We start from the raw sequence: 25,374 nt of genomic DNA on the forward strand, positions 1-25,374 counted from the left end.
ATCCGTCATGGGGTGTAGCCCTCGGCACGCTCCGGCCAGAGGTCCTTCTCCAGCCGGTGCCAGCCCGTGAAGTCGTCGCCCGCCTCCAGGTCGGCCTCGCGGGCGTCCATCTGCGGGTCGAGGTCGCCGAAGCTCTCCGCGACGGTCTCCACCCGCTCCCAGTGGACGCGGGCCTCGGCATACAGCGCACGCGCCCCGTCGTCGTCGCGGCCCTTGACGAGCGTGGCGAACTCCCCGGTCCGCACCACCAACTGGTCGATCTGGTCACGCACGTACGAGGCGTACTGGCGGTCGGCCTCGGCCACGAGATCCGCGTCCTCCCCCTTCGGCCCGACATCCTCACCGGAGTCGGTGACGGTGAAGCCTGCGCGGATGCCCTCGCCGACCATGCCGGGCTTGCAGGCCGTGAAGTAGCTGCCGGGAGGGGCGGCGAGCACCAGGTCGCGGGTGAGACCGGGGCCGATGTTCTCGATCTCGGCGACGATCCGCAGGCCGTCCTCCCGAGCAGGTAGAACTCGTTGATCTGCGACCCCTCGTTGGTCACCTTGAATGTGATGGTCCCGGACGGCGCCGTCGTGGCCGACACGGCGCAGCCGGTGTCGCTCGCCTGGACGGTGAGGACGCGCTCATCGCCGGTCGCTGTGGTGTTGTCGGTGCAGCCCACGCTGAGCAGCAGGCCCGCGGTGAGGACCGGGACGAGGAGGGTCGGATCATGAGGCGGCTCCTTGGGGAACGGGGTGACGGCCGGCCGGTGGGCCGCACGGTTACGCAGGGCGAAGAGGGTCCCGACGATCACGACGTAGCTCACCCAGGCGATCGCCTCGAGCACGGTGGTGACCGGGGAGAAGTTGAAGATGCCCTTCAGAAGGGTGCCAGCGAGGCTGTCGAGGCTGACGATGTGGCTGACGTCGAAGGCGATGGTGTGCAGGCCGGGCAGGAAGCCCGCCTCCTGCAGGTCGTGGATGCCGTAGGCGAGCACACCCGCGGCCACGAGGATGAGGAAGGCACCGGTCCAGGTGAAGAACCTGGACAGATTGATCCGCAGCGCGCCGCGGTACATGAGGTAGCCCAGCCCGACCGCGACGAGGATGCCGAGGATGGCTCCGATCAGCGGCTGCGAGGTTGCCCCGGAGTCGCGGGCCGCGGCCTTGGTGGCAGCCCAGATGAACAGGGCGGTCTCCAGCCCCTCGCGGCCCACTGCGAGCAGGGCGACCACGACCAGCGACCAGGGCCGTGTGGCCTCGTCGAGGCTCCCCCTCAGGGAGGAGCTCAGCCCCGGGCCGCGGTGGCCATCCACAGGATCATCCAGGTGACGAAGCCGACCGCCACGATGGAGAGGGTGCCGCCGATCAGCTCCTGCGCCTCGAACGTCAGGCCCCTGGGCCCGTAGGTGAGTGCTGCGCCGAACGCGAGCGAGACCGCGACGGCGATGCCGACGCCCAGCCAGATGTAGCGGAGGTCGCGGCGACGGCCGCACTTGACAAGGTAGGCCACGAGGATACTGACGATGAGAGCCGCCTCGAGGCCTTCACGCAGCCCGATCAGAAAATTAGCCAACATCTCTATGCCTTTAACTCACGGGTGAGGGTCACCTAACTAAAAACCCGGGAGGGGGTCGAGTCAACTCCCCTTGCCAACCGTCCACCCCGGCCCCGTTCCGCGCGGGCGTCTACTATTGGGACGGTGAATCCCCGACGGCTGCTGCGCGCGCTGATGGCGGCGCTGCTCGTCGCCGTCGGACTGGTCGCCCCTCCCCGCTCCGCCTCGGCAGATCCGGGGTCCCCGCTCGAGGTCAGGATCGGGGCCGTCTCCACACCCGTGCTCAACTTCTCCGACCCCGCGCAGGTGGTCCAGATCTCGGGCACACTGACCAATACCTCGACGACCCGCCTCACCGACCTGGTCGTGCACTTCTGGCGGTTGCCTGTACCGATCACGTCGACGAAACAGTTGGACGCGCTGCGCGCCGACACGCCCATCGGCGCCCGGGTCACCGACCTCACGAGCCTCTCCGAGATCGATGCCCTCGGCCCGGGCGAACGCGCACCCTTCACCGTGCAGGCGAGCATCGCCCAACTCACCTCTGCCGACGATCCGCTCACCCGGGACGGAGCCGTCTACCTCATCGGAGCGCAGGTCCGCGGCTCGGTCACCACGTCATCGGGTCGGTCAACCGTCGGAGCCGACACCTTCCCCATCGCCGCGACCCGGCTGGCCGTCGAGTCATCGGCCGTTGTCAGCCTCACCGCGAGGCCCAGTTGGCTTCCTGACGGGGGCTTCCGCGACTCCTCCCTTGCCGATGACCTCGACGGCAGGCTCGACATCCTCCTCTCCAGCGGGGAGCGGCCCGGAATCCAGGTGGCCATCGACCCGGCGCTGTACGACGCGGCGCTGCGCATGTCGGGGCCGCACGTGGTCGCGGGTGAGGAGGTCACGGGCAACGGCATCGCCCTGCGCTGGGTGCAGCGCGTGGACGCGCTGATCGCCGAAGGCCGGGTGTGGCGCCTGCCCTACGGAAACCCCGACCTGATGCGTGCCGACGCCTCCGGCCTGCTCCAGCAGACGCTCGCGAGCAGCCGCACGGCCGGGGCGGGCATCCTCCACGATCTCCGGGACGCCGTGATCCTCGACGGCGCCACCGGGCACGTCGTCGCCCAGCTGGGCGAGTTCGACACGGTCATCGTGCGCGACGCCACCGGCGCGGAGCCCGGACCGCCACGCATCCTCGGCGCAGTCGCCAGCGACAAGGCCACGTCGGCACCCGACGGCCACGAGCTCGCGACGCTGCTCAGTGAGGACTTCCTCTCGCCCCGCCCGCCCCTCTACATCATCGACACCGTCCGCTCGGCCGAGGTGGACAGAGACCTCGCCGCCTGGCGCACCCTCGTCGCTCCCACGGCGACCCCGGCTGAACCCCTCGCATGGGAGCAGCAGGAGACCGCCCCGTGGCCCGAGGTGGCCAAGGCACTGGCCGAGGCCGACGCCGACGCCGCCCTGCAGGGTGACCTGACGGGATCCCCGCCCCCGACCTGAGCGCGTTGGGAGCGACGGCCTGGTCGTCGGCCTTCGGCGACCAGGCCGAGGCCCTCGCCTACGTGCGCTCCGGCTCCCCGGCCGACATCGAGCTGAAGAAGGTGACGCTGCGGGCCGCGGGATCGTTCGTGATGGGGTCGCGCACGAACACGTTCCCGATGTCGCTGACGAACGACCTGACGGTGCCCGTCACGCTCGGGGTCGGCTTCCGCTCTGATGCCCCGCAGCGCATCCGGGTGCCGGCGATCGACCCCGTCACCATCGCCCCCGGGAGTCCGTGACGCTGGACGTGACGCCCGAGGCCACCGCCAACGGCGTCGCCCTGGTGCGCGCGCAGGCCATCACGGCGGGCGGCGTCGCGGTCGGCAAGCCCATCACCATCGAAATCACGGCCACCAACTTCGGGCGCGTCGGCTGGATCATCATCCTCGTCTCGGGTGCAGTTGTGCTCGGAGGAACCGCCTGGCGCATCAGGGCGGTACGTCGGGAACAGGCGAAGGCCTCAGCGGAGGAACAAGAGTGAGCCAGGTCAGCACCACGAAGAAGCTCGTCTCGGCGAGCGCGCTGATGGCGTCCGGGACGCTCATCTCGCGCATCCTCGGCATGGCCAGGGTCGCCCTGGTCGCCTACATCCTGGGGTCAGCACCCGCCAGGCCGACATGTTCGAGCTGGCCAACACCGTCCCCAACTCGATCTACATCCTGTTCGCAGGCGGCGCCCTCAACACCGTCCTGGTGCCGCAGATCGTCCGCGCCATCAAGCGCGACCCCGACGGGGCGAGGCCTACACCAACCGGATGATGACGGCGTTCATGCTGATCGTCGCCGGGGTGACGGTGCTGGTGACGATCGCGGCCCCGGTGGTGGCCTCCATCTACTCCTCCTCCGCGTGGCGCGTCCCCGAGCTGGCGGAGCAGTACTCGTCGCTCGTCATGCTCACCTACCTCACCCTGCCGCAGATCTTCTTCTACGGCGCGTTCTTCCTGATCGGTCAGGTGCTCAACGCCCGCGACAAGTTCGGGCCGATGATGTGGGCACCCATCGCCAACAACGTGGTCTCGATCATCCTGCTCGTCACCTACCTGATGATCTGGGGCACCGGGCAGGACACCTCGCAGGCCTTCACCACCGCGCAGATGCTGCTGCTCGGCCTCGGCTCCACTCTCGGCATCGCCGTCCAGACGGCGGTGCTGATCCCGTTCATGCGTCAGGCCGGCTTCCGCTTCCGGGCCCGCTTCGACATCATCGGCACCGGGCTGGGGAAAACCTTCAAGCTGGCCGTGTGGACGCTCGGCTTCGTGGCCGTCAACCAGGTGGCCCTGATCGTGGTGCAGAGGCTTGCCACCTCGGCGACCGCCACCGGCGCCGGCGCGGGCCTGCTGACGTACAACAACGCCCACCTGCTGTGGATACTGCCCCACTCGCTGATCACCGTCTCCCTTGCCACCGCCATGCTGCCCAATGCGTCCCGGTTGGCGGCCGCGGGCGACCTCACCGCGGTCACGGAGGAGTTCACCAAGACCGTGCGCCTCGCGCTGCTGGTGATCGTGCCCGCCACCGTGGTGTTCATCGCGCTCGCCGGGCCCATCTCGGGCATCCTCTTCGGGCACGGCGCCCATCCCGAGGACGCCCGGCTGATCGCGTGGACCCTGATGGCGTTCGCGGTCGGCCTGATCCCCTTCACCATCCAGTTCGTGTGCCTGCGCACCTACTACGCGCTCGAGGACACCCGCACCCCGTTCCTGCTGCAGATCCTGATCGCGGGCGTCAACATCGTGGCCGCGATCGTCCTGGTGCGCCTGACCACGTCGACGGCCTGGGTGGCCCCGGCACTCGCTCTCGCCTACTCGCTCGCCTACCTCGTCGGCGTCCTCGCCTCCTGGCAGGTGCTGCGCCGCCGCCTGCCCGGCATGGACGGCACCAACCTGCTCCTGCACGTCGTGCGGCTGCTGCTCGGGTCGCTCCTGGGCGGTGTGGCCGCCTACTACCTGGCGGGCTGGCTGACCTCCGTGATCCCGAGCCGGCTGCTCGCCAACCTGGCTGCCTGCCTCGCCGGTGGGCTGCTGGTCCTCGGTGGCTACCTGCTGCTGGGCCGCCTCCTCAAGGTGCGGGAACTGGCCAATCTCCGCGACCTCGTCCAGAGCCGCCTCGGGAGGGGAAATCGGCCCCCGCCTCCGTGACCGCCCCTGACCTGACCGACGATCAGGCCACCGTCATGCTGCCCGCCATCGACGACACGCCGACCGGCGTCTCCGACGAGTTCGACGACATCGGGCCGGTGACCATCGTGCGGAACCGCCCCCGCTGAGCCACCACACCTTCGAGGCCCCGGGCAACCAGGCCACGGTGGGGCATCGCAGTTGGGCGGCGACCTTCCCTCCGAGGACGAGGACACGACTCCGGGGCCCAGGACGGGCACTTCGGCGAGGCAGGGACACCGCGGACGGCGGGGACACGGAGACCGACCCCGACGACCGGGAGACCGATCCGGTCGCACTGTTGGGGATCTTCCGGGAGGACCAGGCCGCTCGCCGCGTCCACCCGTCCCACATCGCGGGCATCGGGACGCTGCTGAACACCCGCTACGAACTGCTGGAGCTGCTTGCACAGCGACACGGCACCGAAACCTGGCGTGCCCACGACCAGGTCCTCTCCCGCGACGTACTGGTGCACGTGGTGGCGCCCGGCGACGAGCGGATCTCCGAGCTCATGACGGCGGCCCGCAAGGGCGCCGTCGCCACGGACTCCCGCTTCCTCCGGGTGCTGGACGCCGACGAGCTGACCGACCCTCCCAGGGGATCGGCGCGTACGTGGTGGCGGAGTATGCCAACGGCCGCACCCTCACCGAGCTGCTCGCGAAGGGACCTCTGAGCACCATCGAGGCCGCCTACATCGTCCGGGAGCTCGCCGACGCGCTCGTCGGGATGCACGGCCAGGGCCTGTTCCACGAGCAGTTGAACCCCGACAACGTGGTCATCACGTCCTCTGGCGCGGTCCGGCTGGTCGGCTTCGGCACCGAGGCCACCCTCGCCGGGCGCAACGACGGCGGCAACGCCTGGGCGCTGCGGGAGGAGGCCGACGTGACCGGGCTCGGCAGCCTGCTGTACGCGAGCCTGGTGCGACGTTGGCCGGGTGGGCCCGGCTTCGGGCTTCCGGCAGCCCCGCTGGTGGCGGGCGAGACGGCCCCACCCAACCAGGTCCAGGGCGGCATCTCCCCGCCCTCGACCGCATCTGCGCCACCACCCTGACGCGGCGCGGTGCAGCATCAGAGCGTCGGATCGGCACAGCTGCCCAACTGCTGACGGCACTCAACCAGGTTCTGGGCACCGCGGACGCCTCCGCCGACCTCGAGCAGCGCGTCCGGGCGGCGCACCTGGTGGCCGATGTTCCGGTGCCGACCGCAACCCCCGGCGCCCCGCACGAGACGGCCACCCTCGGCACCGTCACCCTGACCGCACCGCCGGCAGGTCCACCGGGACCAACGCGGGTGAACCCATCGTCGGCGCGGGCCACGCCGACCGTTCACGCAGGGCGATGTGGGTCCTGATCGCGCTCGCCGGCCTCGCGCTCGTCGTCTCGTTGATCGTGCTCGGCATCAACAACGCGCGCGACGGGGCCGGCCAGCAGCCCGCGCCCTCGACCCAGGGTTCCACGAGCCCGACACAGACCCGGGCGGCCCGCCCACCATCGTCGGGGCGCAGGACTTCGACCCGAAACAGACGGCGGCAACGGCGAAGAGCTGCCGGAACGGGTCGGCAACGTGTTCGACGGCGACCCTGCCACGACCTGGAAGACCATGTCGTACAAGAACCGACCCAACCTGGGCGGCCTGAAGCCCGGCGTGGGAGTCATCCTCGACCTCGGCGAGCCCAGCACGGTCACCGCGGTGGACGTGACCTTGCTGGGGGAGCGACCAGCGTCGAGTTGCGGGTGCCCAGCGGCGCCGAGCCGTCCGCCCGGACCGAGAAGGACTGGACGGTGGTGGGTGCCGACGACTCGGCCACCGGCACGGCGCGCATCGCTTTGGACAAGCCCACCGAGACCAGGTGGCTGATGGTCTATCTCACCAGCCTGCCGAAGGTGGGCGACCGGTACGTCGGGGAGATCGCCGAGATCACCCTGGGCTGACGGGTCAGCGCAGCGGACGCCCCTCGGCGTCCGGAAGCCTGCGCATCGCGATCAGGACGATGTCGATCAGCGCCCAGATGCCGAAGCCGCCCATCGTGATGAGCTTCAGGATGCCGAGCCCCGTCTGCCCGAGGTAGAACCGATCGACACCCAGGGTGCCGAGAAGGACGCTGAGCACCAGCGCGACGGTCCAGTCCCGGGTCGAGTACAGGCCTGGCACGTGTGCCGCGGGGAAGTACCCGCCGCCCGCTGCGTCGCGCACCATCGAGTCGGCACGCAGCGTTCCCGACTGGGCCATGCCTTCGAGCGCCTGCAGGGGGTACGGGCCGTAGTCCTGACCCATCGAGGAGACGAAGTACATCCCGGGACGGGGCTGAGGAGTAGCCGTACATGTCGTAGCTCATGCACCAACTCTAGGGCCGGGTGGCCACGCTCCGCGTCCGCCCCGGGAGGATGCCACCCTGAGGGTGCGCTGCCTCCCGGCCCCGGCCACTAGAGTTGAACGCGTGAACCAGCGAGCCGCCAACGAGGTCTACGTCCCGGCCAGCCAGAGGGTGGGTGAGGCGGAGTGCCGCGCGCTCCTCGACGAGGTCGGAGCCGGCCTGTGGATCACTGGCACCGACGGCCCGCCCTCAGCGACGCTGCTCCCGACGCTGTGGCGGGGCGACCGCCTGATCGCGCACGCCTCCGGCCACAACGCCCAGTTCGCGGGCCTCGAGGGCCCCGTGCCGTGCCGGTTCGTCGTGCAGGGAGTGGGCGCCTACATCAGCCCCCGTTGGTACCCCAGCATCCAGGACCCGACCGATGGCGGTGCCGCGCGCGGCCGGGCGCGGGGCCGCGCCGTCGGCACCTGGGACTACCGGCAGGCCCAGGTTGCAGGGGTGCTCACCGTGCACCGCGACCGGGAGCGGCTCCGCCACGAGCTGGGCGAGCTGGCCCACCTGCACGACGAGCTGCGGCTGGCCGACGGCTGCCCGGCGGATGCCGCGCGCGGACCGTGGCGCACCTCGGAGGCCCCGCGGGACTTCCTCGAGGCGATGCTGCGCGGCGTCGTCGGCCTCGAGCTGGAGGTGCGCGAGGTCGTCGGCCGGCACAAGTTGTCGCAGAACCGCACCGGGGCGGACCGGGACGGTGTCGTCGAGGGTCTGACAGCCCGCGGGCGGCCCACGGATCTGGCCGTCGCCGAGGCGGTCCGGACGGCCACCCGCTGTTCGACCCGACCGGTGAGTAGGGCGCCGCTCAGGCGGTGCCCGGATCGACCAGCACCTTGGCAAGGTCGTAGCTGACGGGCTCCTCCAGTTGGGCGTAGGTGCACGATTCGGGGGCGCGGTCGTCACGCCAACGGTTGAACTGCGCGAGGTGCCGGAACCGCACACCCTCCATGTGCTCGTAGCGGACCTCCACCACGCGCTCGGGCGCAGCGGGATGAACGACAGGTCCTTCTTCGCGTTCCATCTGGAGTGTGCCGCGGCGGTGGGGTGCGCGGGAACGACTGGTCCCGGTTGTCGGGCGTCTTCTCCTCCGGCTCGGCCCATGCCCAGGGGTGAGCGTCGAAGCCGGTCACCAGCGGCTGCAGCTCGTCGAACAGCTCGCGGCGTCTCGCCATCGGGAACGCGCCGATTGCGCCGACGGAGTTCAGCAGGCCCTCGTCGTCGTAGAGGCCAAGCAGGAGTGACCCGACGGCGTCGGTCGCATCGCGGTAGAGCCGGTAGCCGGCCACGACGCAGTCGGCCGTGCGCTCGTGCTTGAGCTTGTACATCACACGCTTGTCCTCGGCGTACGGCTCGTCAAGGGCTTGGCGATGATGCCGTCGAGGCCGGCCCCTCGAACTGCTCGAACCACTCCATCGCACGGTCGGTGTCGTAGGTGGCCTGGGTCAGATAGATGGGCGGCCTGGCCCGGCGAGCGCCTCCTCGAGGGCGACCCTCCGCTCCCGGAACGGACGCTCTGCGTAGTTGTCCCTGCCGATGGCCAACAGGTCGAATGCGACGAAGCTCGCCGGCATCGACCTGCTGAGCTTGGCGATCCGCGACGCGGCCGGGTGGATCCGCTGCTGCAGCGCGTCGAAGTTGAGCCGGTCGCCCAGCTCCGGGTCGACCATGACGATCTCACCGTCGATCACGCTGTGGTCGGGGAAGTTCGCGATGATCGCCTCGACGAGTTCCGGAAAGTAGCGGGTCATCGGCCGCGAGTTGCGCGACCCGATCTCGACCATGTCGCCCGAGCGCCAGATCAGGGAGCGGAAGCCGTCCCACTTGGGCTCGAACAGGTACTCCCCTTCGGGAGCTTCTTGACCGGTTTGGCGAGCATAGGCCCGAACGGCGGTGCGATGGCGGTGCCCCACTCCGCGTCGCGCTCGGCCTTCGGGCCATGTAGTCCGCATCCGACCGGTCGGCCTTCCGCCTGCTCGGGGCACCCGCGGCGGCTCCCCAGGCATCTTCGGGTAGTCGGGCGGGAAGTTGAGCTCGCCGAGGCCCCGTTCCAGGTCGGCCTCCCACAGGGCGAGCGCGGCCGCGACGTCACCCTCGTGGTCGTCGATGTCGGCCCACGGGCAGCCGCGGGAGGCGAGCAGGGCCGGGACGGTGCCGACGGTGAGGTCGCGCGGGTCGGCCTCGCCGAGTTCGTCCCAGGTCAGCGGCGTCGAGACGGGCGCCCATGCCAGGGGCCGGGGTGAGTAGGCGCCCGCGATGGTCCGATCGCGGTTGGCCTGGTTGAAGTCGACGAAGACCCGTTCGCCCCTCTCCTCCTTCCACCAGGACGTCGTGACGAGCTCCGGCATCCGTCGCTCCAGCTCCCGGGCGATGCCGATCACGCCGTGGCGCACGTCCTGGAACTCGTGGGTGGGCCTGATCCGGGCGTAGACGTGCACACCGCGGTTGCCGGACGTCTTGGCGTAGGCGGTCAGGCCGTGCTCGGCCATCACGGCGCGCAGCTCGAGGGCCGCGGTCACCGCGTCGCGGAAATCGCGGCCGGGCTGGGGGTCGAGGTCGATGCGGAACTCGTCGGGGTTGTCGAGGTTCGCGGTGCGCACGGGCCAGGGATGGAAGGTGATGGTGCCCATCTGGGCACCCAGGCGAGGTCGGCCGGCTCGTTGAACACGAGCTGTTCATGCCTGCGTCGCGACGGGTAGGTGCACATCACCGTGCGGAGGTGCTCCGGGGCACCGCGCGGGGGCGTTTGGAGAAGAACTCCTCCCCTCGATCCCCTCCGGGAAGCGCTGCAGGGTCATGGGTCGGTCGCCGTTCAGCCGCAGGAACGGCTCTGCGACGGCGACCAGGTACCCGGCGAGGTCGCGCTTGGTGATCCCCGGCCCGGGCCACAGCACCTTGTCGGGGCTGCTGAGCTTCACGCGTCGCGGTTCGGGCCCGGGAAGCTCCAGGTACTCATCGGCCATGCTGAAACACTATGCGCCGCCGGCGCACCGCAGGCCGATTCGCCCATCCCGCGCTGTCAGGCGACGCCGAGGCCACGCAGCAGAACGCGGACCCTGGCCCTGAGCGCGGCGCGCCGGTCCCCGTGCGCGCGACCGACGACGTTCTGCAGGAGCTCGCTGACCAGCGCGGAGAACACCCACCGGGCCGCCTCCTCAACCGCCATCTCCCGGAACCCGGCCACGTAGGGGAGAGGGTCACGGCGATGCGACCCACCATCTGATCGACAAGGTCGAGCGACTCCCTCCGCTCGGCCCCGCCCTCACCGAAGAGCACCTCACGCAGGAAGGGCCCGGCGTTGCCCGGTTGGCTCTCGGCCAGCGAGATCAGGGGCCGAGCAGCAGCAGGATCTCTTCTTCCGGGTCGGCGCCCTTGGCGTCGAGGCTCAGGCCGACGAGCGGACGCAGGTGTTCGTTGACCACCATCAACAGCAGTTCCTGCTTCGTGCCCGCGTAGCGGAAGAGGGTGCCCTCCGCGACGTCGGCCTCGACGGCCACCTGCTGGGTGGTGGTCGCAGCGAAGCCCTGTTCCGCGAAGAGCCTCGCGGCCGCCCGCGAGATGGCCGCCCGCTTCGCCGCCTTGTTGCGGTCGCGCCGGCCCATCGTGACACCGTCCATGGACCCATCCTAGCCCATTATCGAAGTGCACTCATTTCGGAGTACACTCCGTTCTTGTGGAAGCAGCACGACACCTCCTGCAAGCGGGCGACGCTCCGGAGCCCCTCATCACCGCCGTCGATCTGCGCCTGGCGACCGGGCACGGCATCGTCTTCGAGCACCTCACCGTCCAGATCCCGCGGGGCGCGCTCGTCGCCGTCACCGGAAGGGCCGGGCGGGGAAGTCTGCGCTGTTGCTCGCGCTGACCGGTCGGATGCGTGGCGTGACCGGCACGCTGACGGTGGACGGACACGACGCCGCACGCCACCCACGGCGGGTGCGGCGGGCGACCTCGGTGGCCCGGATCGACGACCTGATCGTGGCCGAACCATCGCTGTCCCTGAACGACTGCATCACTGAGCGCACGCTCGCCGACGCGGCACCCGCGCGCTCGAGAATGGCCAACTACCTGCACACCGCCCACCTGTTGGGGCTGACCTCCCCCTCGGCACGCTCTACGGAGACCTTCCCCGGCCGATCAGGTGCGTGCCTCCGTGGCGCTGGCGACCATCCGCCCCGCCCCGCTCGTGGTGCTGGACGACATCGACCGGGAGACGACGGCGCTCGAGCAGGAGGACCTCTGGGCGGGGCTCGCCCGGCTCGCCGCGGAGGGCGTCACCGTGATCGCCACCACCTCCGAGCTGACCACCCTGCCGCAGGGCATCCTCACCATCGAGATGGAACCCACGCATGCACGCTGACTCCCGCAACCCGATGACGCTCGCCCGCTTCGAGCTCAAGCGCTTCAAGGGCCCCCTCCCCGGCTGGCTCTCGCATTCATCCTGCTGATCCCGCTCCTGTACGGGTGCATCTACCTCGCGGGCAACTGGGATCCCTATGGCCGCCTGGACAACGTTCCGGTCGCCGTCGTGAACGAGGACGTGCCCACCACCGTCAACGGCGGCGACGTGCACGCCGGCCGCGACTTTGTGGACAGCCTGCACAGGGACGCGAAGTTCGACTTCCGTGACACCGACGCGGCCGACGCCGAGGCGGGGTTGCGGGAGGGCAGGTACTACCTCGTCATCTCGGTGCCACCGACGTTCTCCTCCGACCTCGTCAGCGGGCAGACCGACGACCCGACGCGGGCCCGGATCATGCTGCGTCGCAACGACGCCAACGGCTTCGTGATCGGCACCATCACCAACTCCGCCCAGGACTCCATCGCGAAGGCCATCGACGAGACCGCCGTCAGCAGCTACTTCGAGGCCGTCTTCGCGAGCCTGGACACCATCCGCGATGCCATGGCATCAGCCGCCGACGGCGCGGCCCAACTCGACACCGGGCTGGCCACCGCGCACGATGGCAGCGCGCGCCTGCGCTCCGGCGCCTCCGACGCGGCGGCCGGGGCAGACGCCCTCGCCACCGGCGCGACCGAGCTCGCGGCGGGCGCGGCGACCGCCTCCGACGGCGCGGCCTCGCTCGCCGAAGGGATGACCACCCTCGATGAGGGTGCCGCCAGGCTGAAGGACGGATCGCGCCAGGTGGCCGACGGCACCGCACAGCTCGCCGACACCCTCGATCCCGTGCTGACGCTGGCGGCAGAGAGGCTCCCCACCGTGCAGGCGGACGTGACGAAGGCCGCGGACGCCGCCTCCGAGCTCACCGCCCAGATCGCCGAAGGCGGCGGGACGATCGCCGGTGCGGGCGCGGACATCTCGCGATCCCTCGACGACCTCCTCGCCACGAACCCCTCGCTTGCCGACGACCCCGCCTTCACACGTCTCCGGTCCGGCGCGGAGCGGCTCTCGTCCGCGACGGGCGCCGCGGCACAGGGGCAAGGGACGTCGCTGACGCCGTCAACCGGGCCGACCAGACCATCCGTGGCGCCGGCGACCTCTCGGCACGGGCCACCGAGGCGAAGACGAAGGTGGACCTCCTCAACAGCGGCGCTCAGCAGGTTGCCGACGGCGCGTCCGACCTCAGCGCCGGGGTGTCGACGGCACTCTCGGGTGCGGAGTCGCTGGATGGAGGGCTCGGCGACCTCGCCTCCGGCGCCGACGAGGTGTCGGACGGGGCGGGTGCCCTTGCCACCGGCCTCCACACGCTCTCGGAGGGATCGGTGACGCTCGACGACGGGCTCGCCCGGCTGTCCACCGGGCACACGAGCTCTCGGCCGGGCTCGCCGACGGTGTGACGCAGATCCCGGTGCTCACCGACCACGAACGCGACGACGCGGTGAGCGTGCTATCCGCGCCGGTCGACGTCAGCATGCAGGTCGACAACCCGGCCCACGTGTACGGCCGTGGCCTCGCCCCGATGTTCTTCTCCATCGCGCTCTGGGTGCTCGGCATCTCCGCGTTCTTCGTCGTCCGGCCCATCACCGGGCGGGTGCTGGCCGCGCGGGCAGCGATGTGCGGATCGCCGTCACCGCGTGGGCCCCGCTCGGGTTCATCTCGGTGATCGCCGGCTGGCTGATGCTGGCCGCCGCCTGGCTCGGGCTGGGGTTGGACCCGGTCCACCCGTGGCTGATGATCCTGCTGGTCACGCTGGTCTCGCTCGCGTTCTCTGCGGTCGCGCACCTGATGCGCACGTGGCTCGGCTTCGTCGCGACGGCCGCCATGCTGGTGCTGCTGATCATCCAGCTCACCGCGGCGGGCGGCACCTACCCACCGGAACTGCTGCCGCCGTTCTTCGCCGCGATCTCGCACGCGGTGCCGATGACCTACTCGATCGACGCGTTCCGGATCGCGATCTCGGGCGGGCTGATGACCCGGTTCGTGCGCGACATCGCTCTACTGCTGGTGCTGTTCGGCTCCAGCATGGCGCTGCTGGTCCTGGTCGTTCACCGCAGGCGCCGCTTCCGGATCACCGACCTCCATCCACCGCTGGGCTGAGACAGAAAAGAGGGGCGCCGACCTGTCGGTCGGCGCCCCTCCGTGTGCGGGTCGTCAGCTCACTCGACGACGTCCTCGTCGATCCAGTCGAAGGTCCGGGTCACGGCCTTCTTCCAGTTGCGGAACAGGCGGTCGGCCTCGCCGCGCTCCATGCTGGGCGTCCAGCGCTTCGACTCGGCCCAGTTGTCGATGACGTCCTGCTCGCCCTCCCAGTAGCCGACGGCGATGCCTGCGGCGTACGCGGCGCCGAGCGCGGTGGTCTCAGCGACGACGGGCGGACCACCGCGACGTTGAGCTCATCGGCCTGGAACTGCATGAGGGTGTCGTTGGCGGTCATGCCGCCGTCGACCTTGAGCTCTGCCAGCTTGACGCCGGAGTCGGCCTCCATGGCCTCGAGCACCTCGCGGGTCTGGTAGGCGGTCGCCTCCAGGACTGCACGGGCGATGTGGCCGCGGTTGACGTAGCGGGTCAGGCCGACCAGCGCACCACGGGCGTCGGCACGCCAGTACGGGGCGAACAGGCCGGAGAACGCCGGCACGAAGTACGCGCCGCCGTTGTCCTCGACCGTCGAGGCGAGCTGCTCGACCTCGGGTGCGGAGTCGAACATCTTCAGGTTGTCGCGCAGCCACTGCACGAGCGAACCCGTAACGGCGATCGAACCCTCGAGCGCGTAGACGGCGGGCTTGTCACCGATCTTGTAGCAGACCGTGGTGAGCAGGCCGTTCTTCGACGGGACGATCTCGGTGCCGGTGTTCATGAGCATGAAGTTGCCGGTGCCGTAGGTGTTCTTCGCCATGCCGGACTCGAAGCAGGCCTGGCCGAAGGTGGCCGCCTGCTGGTCGCCCAGGATGCCCGCGATCGGGACCTCCGGGAGCATGCCCTGCTGACGTCCGACGCCGTAGACCTCCGCGGAGCTCTTGATGGCGGGGAGCATCGACATGGGATGGTCATGTCAGCGGCGATCTCTGCGTCCCAGTCGAGGGTCTTGAGATCCATCAGCATGGTGCGCGAGGCGTTGGTCACGTCGGTGACGTGGATGCCGCCGTCGACGCCACCGGTCAGGTTCCACATGACCCAGGTGTCCATGGTGCCCATGTAGAGGTCGCCTGCCTCGGCGCGGGCGCGGGCGCCCTCGACGTTGTCCAGGATCCACTTGACCTTGGGCCCACAGAAGTAGGTGGCGAGCGGAAGGCCGACGCGCTCCTTGTAGCGGTCCTGGCCGATGTCACCGCCGAGCTCCTCGACGATCTTGCCGGTGCGGGTGTCCTGCCAGACGATGGCGTTGTAGACGGGCTCACCGGTGTTCTTGTCCCAGACGACCGTGGTCTCGCGCTGGTTGGTGATGCCGACCGCGGCGATGTCGTTGTGGTTCAGGGACTTCTGGGAGAGCGCGTCGGCGACGACCGCGCGGACGTTGTCCCAGACCTCGATCGGGTTGTGCTCGACCCAGCCGGCGCGCGGGAAGATCTGCTCGTGCTCCTTCTGGCCCACGGCGACGATCGTGCCCTTGTGGTCGAAGATGATCGCCCGCGAGCTGGTCGTGCCCTGGTCGATTGCAAGTACGTACTTGTCAGACATGTACTAACACTTCCTTGAGTGGTTGATTTCGAAGATCAGGCCGGGAGCAGGACGCCGGAGAGCAGACCCGCGATGATGGCGCCGATGAGCGGGCCGGCGACGGGAACCCAGGAGTAGCCCCAGTCCGAGCCACCCTTGCCCTTGATCGGCAGGATGAAGTGCGCGATGCGGGGCCGAGGTCACGGGCGGGGTTGATGGCGTAGCCGGTCGGACCACCGAGGCTGGCGCCGATGCCGACGATCAGCAGGGCAACGCCGAGGGCGCCGAGCCAGCCGAGGCCCGCGGGGTCTTGGTGGCGGAATCGCCCAGTGGCCGGCGGCGAGCACGACGAAGACGAGCACGAAGGTGGCGATGGCCTCAGTGACGAGGTTCCAGCCGTAGCTGCGGTACTGCGGGCGGTCGAGAAGACGCCGAGCTTGGTGGCCGGATCCTGCTCCTTGTCGAAGTGCTCCTTGTAGGCGAGCCAGCAGAGGGTCGCGCCGATGATGGCGCCGATCATCTGGGCGAGGATGTAGATCGCGATGGACGCCGCGCCGACGGCGATGCCGGGCACGAACTCCTTGGCACCCGAGGACGCGATGCCGACCGTGACGGCGGGGTTCAGGTGGCCACCCGACTTGTAGGAGACCAGGACACCCGCGAACACCGCGAGACCCCAGCCCCAGTTGACGAAGAGGAAGCCGGTGCCATTGCCTTTGGTCTTTGCGAGGGCAGTGTTGGCAACGACGCCACAGCCCAAGAGCATGAGCATGGCCGTTCCGACCACCTCAGAGAGGAAGATGACTCCCAACGACATAGTTGAAGCTCCGTTCCTGACAGCAATGTCAGCTCAGCGTCACTGCTGACGCGCACTTTTCGGGTGACAAAATGCCGCCCTTCGCCTAGCGAACCGTTGATTGCACGTCCTTGCAAGGACCATGCACGTTCGTGCATCGGCCGTGGGAGCAGTTGCACGGTGACCCTTCTTCCAGCGGGCCCAAAAGCCGCGTCAAAAAGGGGGCATGACCGACCGTCTCGTAAGCTTGCCCCGCACGCACGAAGGGAAACCCTCCATGACGAATCAGCCGTGGCAGCCGCAGCAGGGCCAGGGATGGCAGGGCCAGCCCAGGGCCAGGGTCAGGGCCAGGGATGGCAGGGGCAGCCGCCGCAGCCCGCCCGGGCTGGCAGCCCGCCGCGCCACAGCCCCGTCGGGGCGGTGGTGCGGGCTGGATCGTCCTTGCCGTCGTCGCGGCGGTCGCGCTGTTGGGCGGAGGTGCGTTCCTTCTTCCGAAGCTGATCGGTGGCGGCGGCCCGACGGCTCCCCAGCCACCACGTCTCCCGGGGTGCCGACGCACGGCACGGATGGCCCGGAGGCGGAGTTCGGGTTCGATGACGCGCCGCCGCAGGTGGGGGTCTGGACGGCCCAGCCGTCACCGACGGCATGACCGGCTTGTACTACACCGCCGAGGGCATGGAGGACGGGTCCGGCCTCGAACTGATGATCACCGTCGCCAATTCGGGGATGGACTTCGGCGCCGCGGCGGCCGATCTCGGTGGCGCGGTGGAGTCCTCGGGCGGCCGGGTGATGTGTGGTGATGCCGAGTTCGCCTTCTACGACTGCTACATCGACACCGCGGAGTTCGGCACCCTGTACGCGTCGGCCTCGGACAGAGCCGTGGCACCGGCGGATGTCACCGCGGTCGCCGACGCGATCGCCGCGCTGCACCCCTGACGGGTCAGCCCAGCGGCCACTTCCCGTTCAACTGCGCCGCGGAGGATGCGACCTCCGATTCGAGCTTGTCGAGGGCACCCTGGGCGGTCTCGAGGTTCAGGTGCTCCTGGATGTCCGCCTGGAGCGCGCGGAGTGCCCTGGTTGCGCCCAGCGTGCAGGCGAACGAGCCAGGAACCTGAGGGCCGGTGCCGCGCACGGTGCTGCGGGCGGTCTTCACCGCGTCGAGGATCTGGCGCATCGTCACCTTGTTGAGCTTGGCCACCGTCGAGAGGGCCCCGGCATGGTCCCCGCGCTCCCGCTGAGCGTGCCGATGGATGTGTTCTGGGCATGCGCCACTTCGCCGTAACCCGAAGAGGCGGCCCCCGACCACCCTGACACCTTCTCCAGCAGCGCGACGAGTTCGGGCAGCTTGGCGGCGCCCGCACTGACGTCGCTCCACGTTTCCTGGTCGTTGCGCAGCTTCGGCAGCGCCTTCTCCACGCGCCGTTGCGCCATCGCGAGTACGGGGCGCTGGGCCGCCAGCAGAGCGAGGTTGCCCTGGTGGATGCTCCGGCCCGCAGCCTCGGCACCCCTCGCCGCGGCGAGGACGCCCGGAGCGACCCGGCCAGCGGGCCGAGCGTCATCCACAGGCGCCTGCGATCACGCTCGAAGGCCGCCTCCACCGCGTCGCGCAGCGCGTCGTGGGCCCCGGGACGTCGAAGCCGAGCGCGCCACCACCGCCCCGCCCTTCTTCCTCCCCGCTGCAGCAGGGCTGCGATCTGCTGTGCGAGCTTGATTGCCATCTCGATCGGGTTCATGCCTGGACCTTTCCTGCCTCGCCCACGTTGAAGGCCTCCACGTCTCTGTACCCGTCGGCGATCCGGACCAGCTTGGCCGAGATGTCCGCGAACTCGCGGCTGGCGGCCGACGCCTGCGCGGTGACGCCCTCACCGAGGACCTCGACCGAGTTCGTGCTGACGAGCCCCATGTCGCTCGGCACCTCGCTGGCCGCCATCCTTGCCGTGGCATCGCTCAGTTCCGCCCACTGCTTGGCGGCCGCCCGCAGCTGATCAGGGGTCACCGTGTAGTCGGAACCCCCGCCACCGGTGCCGGCAGGCGCAGTGGGCGAACCGCCCGTGGTGGTCGGGGTGGGCCCGGGGAGACCGTAGGGCTCGTCGGTCATGGTCCAGTTCTGCGGATCCTGGCCGCCGCCGGTCCACAACCCGGAGTCCTTGCCGGTGTCGTTGCCGGAGCCGGTCTCATTGCCGGTGCCGGTGTGATCGCCGGAGCCGGAGCCAGTGTCGTTGCCAGAGCCGGTGTTGCCGCTTCCGCCGGTACTGCCACCACCACCGGTATTGCCACCACCGCCGGTATTGCCACCGCCACCGGTGTTTCCACCGCCGGTATTGCCACCTCCGCCGGTGTTGCCGCCGGTTCCGGGGAAGAGGCCCCGCCGGTGCTCCCGCCGGGACCGTGGCCGCTACCGTCGGTGCCTCCGCCCTGGTTCCGCACCCACTCGTCATAATCCGACACGCCGTCACCGTCGGAGTCGACGTCGCGGCGAAGGTAGGTGTCGGGCACGCCGTCACCGTCGGTGTCGACCATGGGCAGCCCGCCGGCCGCCATCGGCCCGCCGGAACCGCCAGTCATGGAACCCGGGAGGCCGCCGCCCGAAGCACCGCCGCCCGATGCACCGCCGCCGGAAAGCCCTCCACCGGCACCGGGACCGCCGCCGGCGCCTGCGCCGAGGCCACCGATGGCTCCCCACCGAGCGCGGCCCCCTGCGCGGACGGGCGGCGGCGGGCATCCCACCCCGCGCCCGAGCCCGCCGATGGACACCGCCCGGGTTCACCGGCCGGCCCGACACCGGCGGCGCCACCGGCCCGACCCGCGGCTCCCGCGCCTCCCGCGCCCCCATCATGGGCGGCATCATGGCACCGCCACCCTTGCCCGCGCCCTTGGAGCCGCTGGCGTTCGGGTTGATCTGTGCCTCACGCAGGTCCTGCGCAGACAGCTCGTCATCGCTGTCGGGCCGCACGCCCGCGAACGTCGCGCCCGCCGCGCGACGCTGCAACTCCGCCCAGGCGGCTTCGGCCTCGGTCATCACTCACTCCTCGGGTTCAGGATCGCGGTCAGTACGTTCGAGAGCAGGCGCCGCTCGGCGAGGAGCCCCTGCAGGTGCTGGTCGGTGGGAGGGGCTCGAAGGCCGCCTGCGCCCGGTCGGCCGCGAGCTGCACGTGCCCGATCAGGGGACCGACCTGCACGTCGTCGAGCCACTTCTCGTCGAAGTCGACGCCAACCGTGTTACCGATGGAGTCGAGCGTGACGGTGACCCCTTGGAGCGGCCCGTGAAGGCGCGGGGAGCGACCCGCTCGGCGGCATCGAAGGCGACATCGAGCCGCTCGTCCAGTTCGTCCTGTGCATCGCTGACGGCGTCGATCAACTCATCGCTGAGCGGGCCGATCGCCTCGAAGGCCGCCCGCACCTCATCGGGGAGGGCGACAAGCTCCGCCATGGGTCCGGCAGGGGCGGCACCGTCGGCCTCTGCCGTCTCTCGGTCGCGCGCGGCCCGGTCGAGGAGCGCCAGCATCAGCGCCTCACGGAAGTGGTCACCGAGGGCCCGCCCTGCCCGAGCCGGGTGTACCAGACGGGGCTGATGCGGTTCTTGACGAGGCGCCCGTCCTCCACCCACACGCGCACGATGCGCTCCGAGTCGGAGAACCCCCGTCACTGTCAAGCTCGTCGTCGACCGCCTCGTCCGCGGCCCCGTAGGCGGGCGCGGCGAGCAGGTCATCCTCATGCGAGGCGGCGTCCCGCCGACCTCGAAACCCTGGTGTGTCATCTCCGCCCCGCTCCTCGGTCCACCGCATGACGTGGACATTAAACCAGCAGGTGGGGCCGTTTCCGGGGCTATGCGGCGCGGGTAAGTCCCTTCCGGAAGGAGTCGGCGGAGACCTTCCTGCGGGCCGAGATGGCTAGGTAGGAAAGGGCCCGGCCACCACGAACATCAGGATCGAGACGGTCGCGATGCCGATCTCACCGGTTCCGTCCGAGAGCCAGGTCCGCACGAGGGTGAACCCGTTGTGCAGCGGCGAGACCATCCCGACAGGCCCGAGCCAGTCGAGCGCCGAGGAGACCCCGAGCCCGACGGTGGCGACGAGCAGCAGCAGCGCCACCGCGCGGCCGACGTTGCCGAGCCACCCGGCGAGCGCGTGGTTGGCGAGCACGAACGACGCGCCCAGGACGGCGAGCAGCGCCATCAGGCCGATGGTCCTGCCGATGCCGAGGTCGAGCACGACGCCCCGATCACGCCGAGACCGAGCCCGAGCGCCGCGATGATCGCCAGCGGCAACCGGAGCGTCCGCCACCACAGCTTCACGCTGGGGGCGCTGGAGGCGACGACGTTCTCGGGACGGGCCGGAAGGCCACGAACGCGGCGAGCGCGCCGAGCCACAGGCCGGCCAGCAGCAGCAGCGATGCCAGCGGAACCTTGCCGGAGGCGATGAGCGAGTCGCTCTGTTCGACGGGGCTTGCCACCACCTTTGCGAGCTTCTCGCGGTCGCCCTGGGAGTAGCTGGGCACCTGGTCGGCGCCCTTTGCCAGCTCGGTGGCGAACGTGGAGAGCCCGTCGCTCAGCTTGTCGGTGCCCGCGGAGAGCGCGACGAGTCCGTCGGCCAGCTCGGCGGTGCCACCAGAGGCCGCCTCGACGCCCTCGGTGTACTGCCGCACGCCGTCGACATAGGTCGCGGCCCCGTCGCGGAGGGTTCCGACGCCGGCGTCGAGCTTGTCGACGCCGTCGGCGAGCTGCGCCGCGCCGGTGGAGAGTTGGTTGACGCCTGCGGGGAGGGCCCCGACCTGGCCGTTCAGCTGCTGGATCCCCTCGTTGAGCTGGGTCGCTCCGGCGGCGAGCGCCGGGGCCCCGGCGACCAGCGGTGCGGTCTTCTCCTCGAGGGTGGCCGCACCGTCGCGGATCTGGGTGAGCCCGCCCTTGAGCTGGCCCATCTGGGCGGCGGTCTGTTCGGCGATGGCGTCCACGGCGGTGTTCAGGCCGGTCTCGAACTGGCCGGCGCCCGTCGCGAGCGAGTCGGCGCCGGAGACGAGGGACTGGCCGGAGGCGTCGGGCGTGGTCAGCATGCCCGCCGCGACCTGGGAGCTGGTCGCGAACCCGGTGCCGACGCCCTGCGCGTAAGCCTGGGCGAGCTGGCCACAGAGCGCGGGGTCCTGGACCTCGCACCGGAAGGTACCGGCGGCCTGGCCGATCGCGCCCTGCGCGACCTGGTCGAAGTTGCCCTGCCCGTAGTCGCCGAGCTTCCCGCTCACGTACTTCAGGCCGCCCGCGATGCCGTTGGCCCCCTGGGTGAGGCCTGCGGCGCCGTCGGTGAGCTGGTCGAGGCCGCCGGCGCCACCGGCTCCGGCCTGGTCGAGCTGCGCGATCATCTGGTCGAGCCCACCGCGGATCTCCGAGACGCCACCCAGCGCAGCGGCCGAACCGTTGGCGAACGCGGGCACCTGGCCGAGGAGCTGGTCCGCCCTGTGGCGAGCTGGCCGACACCGTCGACGAGCTGGGGAGTCTGGTCCGCGAACTGGGCCACACCGTCGGCTAGCTTGCCCGCCCGTCGCTCAGCTGGGCGGTGCCCGACTTGAGGTCACCGATGCCGGAGACGAGCTGGTCGCCCCCGACCACGAGCTTGGGCCCGTTGTCACTGAGCTGGAACATGCCGGCCTTGAGCTGGGCCCCGCCCTGGGCGGCGGCCTCGGTGCCGTCGGCGAGCTCGGAGGCCCCGTCAGCGAGCTGGGTCGCGCCGTCCACGATCGTGGCGAACTGCTCCCCGACCGTGTTGAAGCCGACGTAGATGCCGTCGAGGTAGCTACCGGTGAGGGTCGAGTTGATGGTCTCGATCGCGAGGCGGGAGATCTCCTGGGCGACCGCAGAGTCGGTGATCGGGGCGTTCCCGCTCACCTGCACGGCGATGGTGGCCTGCTCGGCGGTGGCCGCGTCGTTGGCGGAGAACGAGGTGGCCGCGGCCGAGAACCCCTTGGGGATCGTGACGACGGCGGAGTACTCGCCGGTCTTCAGGCCGGCGGCTGCGCTGGAGGCGTCCGCGAGGGTCCAGTCGATGTTGTCACCATCGCGGTCGACCATCGCCGCCGCGAGTTGGCGTCCCATCGGCACGTACTGCCCGTTGACCGTGACGGCCTGGTCGAGATTGACCACGGCCGCGCTGACGCCCGGATCGGCCCGGCCGCCGGTGAGGCCGAGGAGGGCCGTCACCGCGAGCAGGGGAACCAGGACGATGGCGGCGATGCTCGCCCAGAGTCGCTTCTTCGAGGTCATGCGTTGCTCCCTCAAGCAGGGTTTCGGCCGGAACGACGTAGCTGCCGTCCAGCGGGATGTCGCCGAGTCCCTCGGCGTTGGAGGCGCAGAGGACCACGGCTCCCTTGGTGCGGGTCCGGGCGACCAGCGCGGCGAGCGCGGCGCGCGCCTCGGGGGTCTCCGCACGTTCGACGCTGTCGACGAAGACGACGCTGCGCTCACGCGTCCGTTCGAGGGCGGACACCGGGTCGGACACGGTGGCAAGATCGACGTAGGTGACGCGTCCGCGCACCCGACCGGCGCCCTCCGGAAGCAGCGCGCCCGCGACGCGGGCCTTTCCGCCGGTGGTCTCGAGGCGGCCGCTGAGCGCGAGCGCGGCACCCGTGCGCCGACCGACCGGACCGATGAGGCCGATCACGTTGCCCGCCACGAGGCGCAGGTCGATGGGTCCGACGACACCATCGACGGTGAGCCCCTCGGAGAAGGCGACCGAGTCATCCCCCGGCCAATCCTTCAGGTGCATCTCACGGGTGAGGACCTCACCCTCGACGTCGAACGTCGGGAGCAGCTTGTCGAGCCAGCCGGGCAGCCACCAGGCCTTGTCCCCCAGCAGCGTCATGACGGCGGGTACGAGCGTCATCCGCACCAGGAAGGCGTCGACGGCGACGCCGACGGCCAACGCGAGCGCGATGGCCTTGATGGCCGCCATGCCCTCGGGCACGAAGAACGCGAACACGGAGATCATGATGACGGCGGCCGCCGCGACGACGGGGCCGGAGGCGACGAAGCCGCCGCGGATGGCCTCGATCGCGCTCTTGCCGTGCACGTACTCCTCGCGCATGCGGCTGACGAGGAACACCTCGTAGTCCATGGCGAGGCCGAACAGGATGCCCATCAACAGGATCGGCAGGAAGGAGATGACCGGCATCGGCTTCTCGAGGTTCACGACCTGGTTGAACCAGCCATGGTTGAACACGAGCGTGGTGACGCCGAACGCGGCACCGACGCTGAGGAGGTAGCCGAGCGTCGCCTTGACGGGCACCCAAACCGAGCGGAACACGGCAGCGAGCAGCACGAGCGACAGGCCGACGACGAGGAGACCGAACGGCAGGAGTGCCTCGGTGAGCTTCTCGCTCACGTCGATCTGGATCGCGGTCATGCCGGTGACGGCGGTGTCGACGCCGTACTCGGCCTTCCACCCGGCCGCGTGGTCGCGCAGGGTGCGGACCAGGTCGGCGGTGGCGGGGTCGTCGGGGCCGGTCGTGGGAACGATCTGGATCATGCCGGTGTCGACATTGGCGTTGGGCGTGGCGATCGGCACCTGCTGGACGCCCGGCAGCGCCTCGATGTCGGCCTTGAGGCCCTCGAGCAGACCCATCGGGTCGGTCGAGCCGATGATGTCGGCCGTGACGATGATGGGGCCGTTGGCTCCCGGACCGAAGTTCTCGTCGACGAGGTCGTAGGCGATGCGGGCGGGTGATCCCGCGTGCTGCTGGCCGGCGTTGGGGAGGGCCACCTGGAGCCCGATGGTGGGCACCGTGAGTCCGATGAGGCCCGCCACCACGACCACGATGGTGACGATGGGGTGCCGGGTGGTGATGCCGACCCACCAGGCGAACAGACCCGTGCGCTCGCGGCCCGCGACGGCCTTCTTCGGAGCTCGGGGCTTCGGCCGCATCCGCTCGCCGAGTGCACCCATCAGGGCGGGCAGGAAGGTGAGCGCGATGAACACCGCGACTGCCACGGTCGCTGCGGCGAACAGGCCCATCACCGTCAGGAACGGGATCTGGGCGACGCCGAGGCCGAGCAGCGCGATGAACACGGTCAGGCCGGCGAACACGACGGCCGACCCGGAGGTGCCGACGGCGCGTCCCGCGGACTCCTCGGGGTCGAGGCCGTCGCGCAGCTGATCGCGGTGTCGCGACAGGATGAAGAGGGCGTAGTCGATGCCGACGGCGAGGCCGAGCATGATCGCCAGGAGTGGGGTGGTGGAGTTGATCTCGAAGACGTTGGTGAGCAGCAGCATCACCGCCATGGCGATGCCGACTCCTGTGATGGCCGTCAGGAGCGGCAGCCCCGCGGCCACGAGCGAACCGAGGAGCAACGTGAGGACGGCGAGCGCGACCACCAGGCCGATCGCCTCGATGATGGTGAGCGCCGGAAGTTCGAGGTTGTAGGCCTCGCCACCCATGCTGACCTGCGCGTCGGCGGGCAGGGCATCGCGCAACTCGTCTCCGACCGCGGTGATGGGAGCGAGTTCCCCGGTGCTCGGCGCGATGGTCGGGAAGTCGAGGCTCAGCTGGATGATGGCCGCGTTACCGGAGTCGGAGACGAGGCCGTCGACCATCTCGTTCCAGGGGCTCGTGACGGCCTCAACCTCGTCGACCTTCTCGAACCGGGACACGGCGGCCTCGATCTCGGGCCGGTAGTCCTCGACGCTCTCCCCTCCGGGGCCACCACGACGACGGTCGCCGAGAGGGCGGCCGCCTCCGGGAACGTCATGCGCAGCTTGTCGAGCGCCGCCTGCGACTGTGAGGAGGGAATGGAGAAGGAGTTGTTGAACGAGCCCATGAAGGCGACGCCGAGGCTGCCGAGCGCGATGAGCAGCGCGAGCCACGCGCCGATCACCGTCTTCTTGTGGCGGTAGCACCACCGGCCCAACGCGTACAGCATCGCTGACATCTCTGAGGTTCCTCCCGACGGTGGCC

At 70.3% G+C, this 25,374-nt stretch carries 33 protein-coding genes and 5 pseudogenes; 16 read left to right on the forward strand and 22 right to left on the reverse strand.

Features of this window, described 5'->3' with window-relative positions; translation table 11 throughout:
* Positions 1 to 5: 5 nt before the first annotated feature.
* The 3 genes and pseudogenes from G7085_RS32535 to G7085_RS30250 form a co-directional block, all read right to left on the reverse strand.
* Positions 6 to 389, reverse strand: coding sequence for an imelysin family protein (locus G7085_RS32535; protein WP_197512858.1), 384 nt, complete (start codon positions 387 to 389; stop codon positions 6 to 8).
* Between the two features lie 434 nt (positions 390 to 823).
* Positions 824 to 1,297, reverse strand: a pseudogene (locus tag G7085_RS32540) (FTR1 family iron permease); the annotation flags it as partial.
* Complete coding sequence (locus G7085_RS30250) at positions 1,270 to 1,560, reverse strand: FTR1 family protein (RefSeq protein WP_269451840.1); 291 nt, start codon at positions 1,558 to 1,560, stop codon at positions 1,270 to 1,272. The pseudogene G7085_RS32540 and the gene G7085_RS30250, both read right to left, overlap by 28 nt.
* 123 nt (positions 1,561 to 1,683) lie before the next feature.
* Between G7085_RS30250 and G7085_RS11185 the strand changes: the two genes are divergently transcribed.
* From G7085_RS11185 to G7085_RS11220, 9 genes are all read left to right on the forward strand, one after another.
* Entirely contained in the window at positions 1,684 to 3,033 is a 1,350-nt protein-coding gene (locus G7085_RS11185) for a hypothetical protein (RefSeq protein WP_197511011.1), read from the forward strand.
* Between the two features lie 5 nt (positions 3,034 to 3,038).
* The gene (locus G7085_RS11190; protein WP_197511012.1) at positions 3,039 to 3,314 is read left to right on the forward strand and encodes a hypothetical protein; all 276 of its coding nucleotides are present in this window, start codon (positions 3,039 to 3,041) and stop codon (positions 3,312 to 3,314) included.
* The gene (locus tag G7085_RS11195) at positions 3,311 to 3,556 is read left to right on the forward strand and encodes a hypothetical protein (protein WP_197511013.1); all 246 of its coding nucleotides are present in this window, start codon (positions 3,311 to 3,313) and stop codon (positions 3,554 to 3,556) included. The genes G7085_RS11190 and G7085_RS11195 overlap by 4 nt, the downstream gene beginning before the upstream one ends.
* A gap of 136 nt (positions 3,557 to 3,692) precedes the next feature.
* Positions 3,693 to 3,833, forward strand: a complete 141-nt coding sequence (locus G7085_RS11200) for a hypothetical protein (protein ID WP_197511014.1) — start codon at positions 3,693 to 3,695, stop codon at positions 3,831 to 3,833.
* On the forward strand, positions 3,830 to 5,212 hold the full coding sequence (gene murJ / locus G7085_RS11205) for a murein biosynthesis integral membrane protein MurJ (RefSeq protein WP_197511015.1): 1,383 nt from the start codon (positions 3,830 to 3,832) through the stop codon (positions 5,210 to 5,212). Before G7085_RS11200 ends, murJ begins: the two co-directional genes overlap by 4 nt.
* Positions 5,209 to 5,340: a hypothetical protein gene (locus tag G7085_RS30255; RefSeq protein ID WP_269451841.1), complete on the forward strand. Its 132-nt coding sequence runs from the start codon at positions 5,209 to 5,211 to the stop codon at positions 5,338 to 5,340. The genes murJ and G7085_RS30255 overlap by 4 nt, the downstream gene beginning before the upstream one ends.
* A 191-nt stretch (positions 5,341 to 5,531) precedes the next feature.
* Positions 5,532 to 5,903 (forward strand): protein kinase family protein, encoded by a 372-nt coding sequence (locus tag G7085_RS11210; RefSeq protein ID WP_197511016.1) that lies wholly within the window; start codon positions 5,532 to 5,534, stop codon positions 5,901 to 5,903.
* Positions 5,846 to 6,280 carry a protein kinase domain-containing protein gene (locus G7085_RS11215; protein WP_331715619.1) on the forward strand — a complete coding sequence of 145 codons (435 nt, stop codon included), beginning with the start codon at positions 5,846 to 5,848 and terminating at the stop codon, positions 6,278 to 6,280. Before G7085_RS11210 ends, G7085_RS11215 begins: the two co-directional genes overlap by 58 nt.
* A 286-nt stretch (positions 6,281 to 6,566) precedes the next feature.
* Positions 6,567 to 7,160 carry a hypothetical protein gene (locus G7085_RS11220; protein ID WP_197511018.1) on the forward strand — a complete coding sequence of 198 codons (594 nt, stop codon included), beginning with the start codon at positions 6,567 to 6,569 and terminating at the stop codon, positions 7,158 to 7,160.
* 4 nt (positions 7,161 to 7,164) lie between these two features.
* Here the strand turns inward: G7085_RS11220 and G7085_RS11225 are convergent, their stop codons facing one another.
* Positions 7,165 to 7,521, reverse strand: coding sequence for an NINE protein (locus tag G7085_RS11225; RefSeq protein ID WP_269451842.1), 357 nt, complete (start codon positions 7,519 to 7,521; stop codon positions 7,165 to 7,167).
* A 145-nt stretch (positions 7,522 to 7,666) separates the two neighbouring features.
* Here G7085_RS11225 and G7085_RS11230 point away from each other — a divergent pair, with 145 nt between their 5' ends.
* Positions 7,667 to 8,446 (forward strand): FMN-binding negative transcriptional regulator, encoded by a 780-nt coding sequence (locus G7085_RS11230; protein ID WP_197511020.1) that lies wholly within the window; start codon positions 7,667 to 7,669, stop codon positions 8,444 to 8,446.
* Positions 8,447 to 8,493: 47 nt separating this feature from the next.
* Here G7085_RS11230 and G7085_RS25635 read toward each other — a convergent pair whose 3' ends face one another.
* The 5 genes and pseudogenes from G7085_RS25635 to G7085_RS11250 all read right to left on the reverse strand — a co-directional run bounded on the left by G7085_RS25635 (position 8,494) and on the right by G7085_RS11250 (position 11,193).
* Positions 8,494 to 8,919 (reverse strand): hypothetical protein, encoded by a 426-nt coding sequence (locus G7085_RS25635; protein ID WP_231979427.1) that lies wholly within the window; start codon positions 8,917 to 8,919, stop codon positions 8,494 to 8,496.
* 117 nt (positions 8,920 to 9,036) lie between these two features.
* Entirely contained in the window at positions 9,037 to 9,597 is a 561-nt protein-coding gene (locus G7085_RS32545; protein WP_331715973.1) for an ATP-dependent DNA ligase, read from the reverse strand.
* Between the two features lie 168 nt (positions 9,598 to 9,765).
* A pseudogene (locus G7085_RS32550) lies at positions 9,766 to 10,554 on the reverse strand (DNA polymerase domain-containing protein); the annotation flags it as partial.
* Positions 10,555 to 10,610: 56 nt separating this feature from the next.
* On the reverse strand, positions 10,611 to 10,775 hold the full coding sequence (locus tag G7085_RS11245) for a hypothetical protein (RefSeq protein WP_197511022.1): 165 nt from the start codon (positions 10,773 to 10,775) through the stop codon (positions 10,611 to 10,613).
* 142 nt (positions 10,776 to 10,917) lie between these two features.
* Positions 10,918 to 11,193, reverse strand: a complete 276-nt coding sequence (locus G7085_RS11250; RefSeq protein WP_197511023.1) for a helix-turn-helix domain-containing protein — start codon at positions 11,191 to 11,193, stop codon at positions 10,918 to 10,920.
* Positions 11,194 to 11,741: 548 nt separating this feature from the next.
* Between G7085_RS11250 and G7085_RS11255 the strand changes: the two genes are divergently transcribed.
* The 5 genes and pseudogenes from G7085_RS11255 (at position 11,742) to G7085_RS11275 (ending at position 14,084) form a co-directional block, all read left to right on the forward strand.
* Entirely contained in the window at positions 11,742 to 11,948 is a 207-nt protein-coding gene (locus tag G7085_RS11255) for a P-loop NTPase family protein (protein ID WP_197511024.1), read from the forward strand.
* Positions 11,949 to 12,056: 108 nt separating this feature from the next.
* Positions 12,057 to 12,752: pseudogene (locus G7085_RS34810) on the forward strand (YhgE/Pip domain-containing protein); the annotation flags it as partial.
* A gap of 428 nt (positions 12,753 to 13,180) precedes the next feature.
* Positions 13,181 to 13,384: a hypothetical protein gene (locus G7085_RS34815; RefSeq protein WP_408647091.1), complete on the forward strand. Its 204-nt coding sequence runs from the start codon at positions 13,181 to 13,183 to the stop codon at positions 13,382 to 13,384.
* Positions 13,381 to 13,650, forward strand: a complete 270-nt coding sequence (locus tag G7085_RS32555; RefSeq protein WP_197511027.1) for an ABC-2 transporter permease — start codon at positions 13,381 to 13,383, stop codon at positions 13,648 to 13,650. Before G7085_RS34815 ends, G7085_RS32555 begins: the two co-directional genes overlap by 4 nt.
* Positions 13,602 to 14,084 carry a YhgE/Pip family protein gene (locus G7085_RS11275; protein WP_197511028.1) on the forward strand — a complete coding sequence of 161 codons (483 nt, stop codon included), beginning with the start codon at positions 13,602 to 13,604 and terminating at the stop codon, positions 14,082 to 14,084. The genes G7085_RS32555 and G7085_RS11275 overlap by 49 nt, the downstream gene beginning before the upstream one ends.
* 59 nt (positions 14,085 to 14,143) lie before the next feature.
* Here the strand turns inward: G7085_RS11275 and glpK are convergent.
* Together glpK and G7085_RS11285 are read right to left on the reverse strand one after the other, a co-directional pair.
* Positions 14,144 to 15,662 (reverse strand): annotated as a pseudogene (glpK, locus tag G7085_RS11280) (glycerol kinase GlpK).
* Between the two features lie 35 nt (positions 15,663 to 15,697).
* Positions 15,698 to 16,458 (reverse strand): annotated as a pseudogene (locus G7085_RS11285) (MIP/aquaporin family protein).
* Between the two features lie 624 nt (positions 16,459 to 17,082).
* Here G7085_RS11285 and G7085_RS11290 point away from each other — a divergent pair.
* Entirely contained in the window at positions 17,083 to 17,373 is a 291-nt protein-coding gene (locus G7085_RS11290; RefSeq protein ID WP_197511029.1) for a hypothetical protein, read from the forward strand.
* Positions 17,374 to 17,377: 4 nt separating this feature from the next.
* Here G7085_RS11290 and G7085_RS11295 read toward each other — a convergent pair whose 3' ends face one another.
* The 11 genes from G7085_RS11295 to G7085_RS32565 all read right to left on the reverse strand — a co-directional run bounded on the left by G7085_RS11295 (position 17,378) and on the right by G7085_RS32565 (position 25,339).
* Complete coding sequence (locus G7085_RS11295; RefSeq protein ID WP_197511030.1) at positions 17,378 to 17,635, reverse strand: hypothetical protein; 258 nt, start codon at positions 17,633 to 17,635, stop codon at positions 17,378 to 17,380.
* Entirely contained in the window at positions 17,614 to 18,000 is a 387-nt protein-coding gene (locus G7085_RS11300) for a hypothetical protein (RefSeq protein WP_197511031.1), read from the reverse strand. The genes G7085_RS11295 and G7085_RS11300 overlap by 22 nt, the downstream gene beginning before the upstream one ends.
* Before the next feature lie 166 nt (positions 18,001 to 18,166).
* Positions 18,167 to 18,574 carry a hypothetical protein gene (locus G7085_RS11305; RefSeq protein ID WP_197511032.1) on the reverse strand — a complete coding sequence of 136 codons (408 nt, stop codon included), beginning with the start codon at positions 18,572 to 18,574 and terminating at the stop codon, positions 18,167 to 18,169.
* Between the two features lie 910 nt (positions 18,575 to 19,484).
* Complete coding sequence (locus tag G7085_RS30260; RefSeq protein WP_269451843.1) at positions 19,485 to 19,616, reverse strand: hypothetical protein; 132 nt, start codon at positions 19,614 to 19,616, stop codon at positions 19,485 to 19,487.
* Complete coding sequence (locus G7085_RS11310; RefSeq protein WP_197511033.1) at positions 19,598 to 19,942, reverse strand: hypothetical protein; 345 nt, start codon at positions 19,940 to 19,942, stop codon at positions 19,598 to 19,600. Before G7085_RS11310 ends, G7085_RS30260 begins: the two co-directional genes overlap by 19 nt.
* A gap of 385 nt (positions 19,943 to 20,327) precedes the next feature.
* Positions 20,328 to 20,648 carry a hypothetical protein gene (locus tag G7085_RS11315; RefSeq protein ID WP_197511034.1) on the reverse strand — a complete coding sequence of 107 codons (321 nt, stop codon included), beginning with the start codon at positions 20,646 to 20,648 and terminating at the stop codon, positions 20,328 to 20,330.
* A gap of 79 nt (positions 20,649 to 20,727) precedes the next feature.
* Positions 20,728 to 21,861 carry a hypothetical protein gene (locus G7085_RS32560; RefSeq protein ID WP_331715620.1) on the reverse strand — a complete coding sequence of 378 codons (1,134 nt, stop codon included), beginning with the start codon at positions 21,859 to 21,861 and terminating at the stop codon, positions 20,728 to 20,730.
* Positions 21,786 to 21,944: a hypothetical protein gene (locus G7085_RS34820; RefSeq protein ID WP_197511036.1), complete on the reverse strand. Its 159-nt coding sequence runs from the start codon at positions 21,942 to 21,944 to the stop codon at positions 21,786 to 21,788. The genes G7085_RS32560 and G7085_RS34820 overlap by 76 nt, the downstream gene beginning before the upstream one ends.
* 8 nt (positions 21,945 to 21,952) lie before the next feature.
* The gene (locus tag G7085_RS11330; protein ID WP_197511037.1) at positions 21,953 to 22,567 is read right to left on the reverse strand and encodes a YhgE/Pip domain-containing protein; all 615 of its coding nucleotides are present in this window, start codon (positions 22,565 to 22,567) and stop codon (positions 21,953 to 21,955) included.
* The gene (locus G7085_RS11335; RefSeq protein WP_197511038.1) at positions 22,476 to 25,070 is read right to left on the reverse strand and encodes an MMPL family transporter; all 2,595 of its coding nucleotides are present in this window, start codon (positions 25,068 to 25,070) and stop codon (positions 22,476 to 22,478) included. Before G7085_RS11335 ends, G7085_RS11330 begins: the two co-directional genes overlap by 92 nt.
* Positions 24,962 to 25,339, reverse strand: coding sequence for a hypothetical protein (locus G7085_RS32565; RefSeq protein ID WP_197511039.1), 378 nt, complete (start codon positions 25,337 to 25,339; stop codon positions 24,962 to 24,964). The genes G7085_RS11335 and G7085_RS32565 overlap by 109 nt, the downstream gene beginning before the upstream one ends.
* Positions 25,340 to 25,374 lie beyond the last annotated feature (35 nt).

The organism is Tessaracoccus coleopterorum, assembly GCF_011174705.1.
Taxonomy (GTDB): Bacteria; Actinomycetota; Actinomycetes; order Propionibacteriales; family Propionibacteriaceae; genus Arachnia; species Arachnia coleopterorum.

Coding starts and splice junctions, on each gene's coding strand:
- G7085_RS25635 (WP_231979427.1), bottom strand. CDS start 8,919: ATGTACAAGCTCAAGCACGAGCGCACGGCCGACTGCGTCGTGGCCGGC.
- G7085_RS11225 (WP_269451842.1), bottom strand. CDS start 7,521: ATGTACTTCGTCTCCTCGATGGGTCAGGACTACGGCCCGTACCCCCTG.
- murJ (WP_197511015.1), top strand. CDS start 3,830: ATGATGACGGCGTTCATGCTGATCGTCGCCGGGGTGACGGTGCTGGTG.
- G7085_RS30250 (WP_269451840.1), bottom strand. CDS start 1,560: ATGTTGGCTAATTTTCTGATCGGGCTGCGTGAAGGCCTCGAGGCGGCT.
- G7085_RS11220 (WP_197511018.1), top strand. CDS start 6,567: ATGTGGGTCCTGATCGCGCTCGCCGGCCTCGCGCTCGTCGTCTCGTTG.
- G7085_RS32535 (WP_197512858.1), bottom strand. CDS start 389: ATGGTCGGCGAGGGCATCCGCGCAGGCTTCACCGTCACCGACTCCGGT.
- G7085_RS11290 (WP_197511029.1), top strand. CDS start 17,083: ATGACCGGCTTGTACTACACCGCCGAGGGCATGGAGGACGGGTCCGGC.
- G7085_RS11250 (WP_197511023.1), bottom strand. CDS start 11,193: ATGGGCCGGCGCGACCGCAACAAGGCGGCGAAGCGGGCGGCCATCTCG.
- G7085_RS32545 (WP_331715973.1), bottom strand. CDS start 9,597: ATGCCTGGGGAGCCGCCGCGGGTGCCCCGAGCAGGCGGAAGGCCGACC.
- G7085_RS11200 (WP_197511014.1), top strand. CDS start 3,693: ATGTTCGAGCTGGCCAACACCGTCCCCAACTCGATCTACATCCTGTTC.
- G7085_RS32565 (WP_197511039.1), bottom strand. CDS start 25,339: ATGCTGTACGCGTTGGGCCGGTGGTGCTACCGCCACAAGAAGACGGTG.
- G7085_RS11310 (WP_197511033.1), bottom strand. CDS start 19,942: ATGCTGGCGCTCCTCGACCGGGCCGCGCGCGACCGAGAGACGGCAGAG.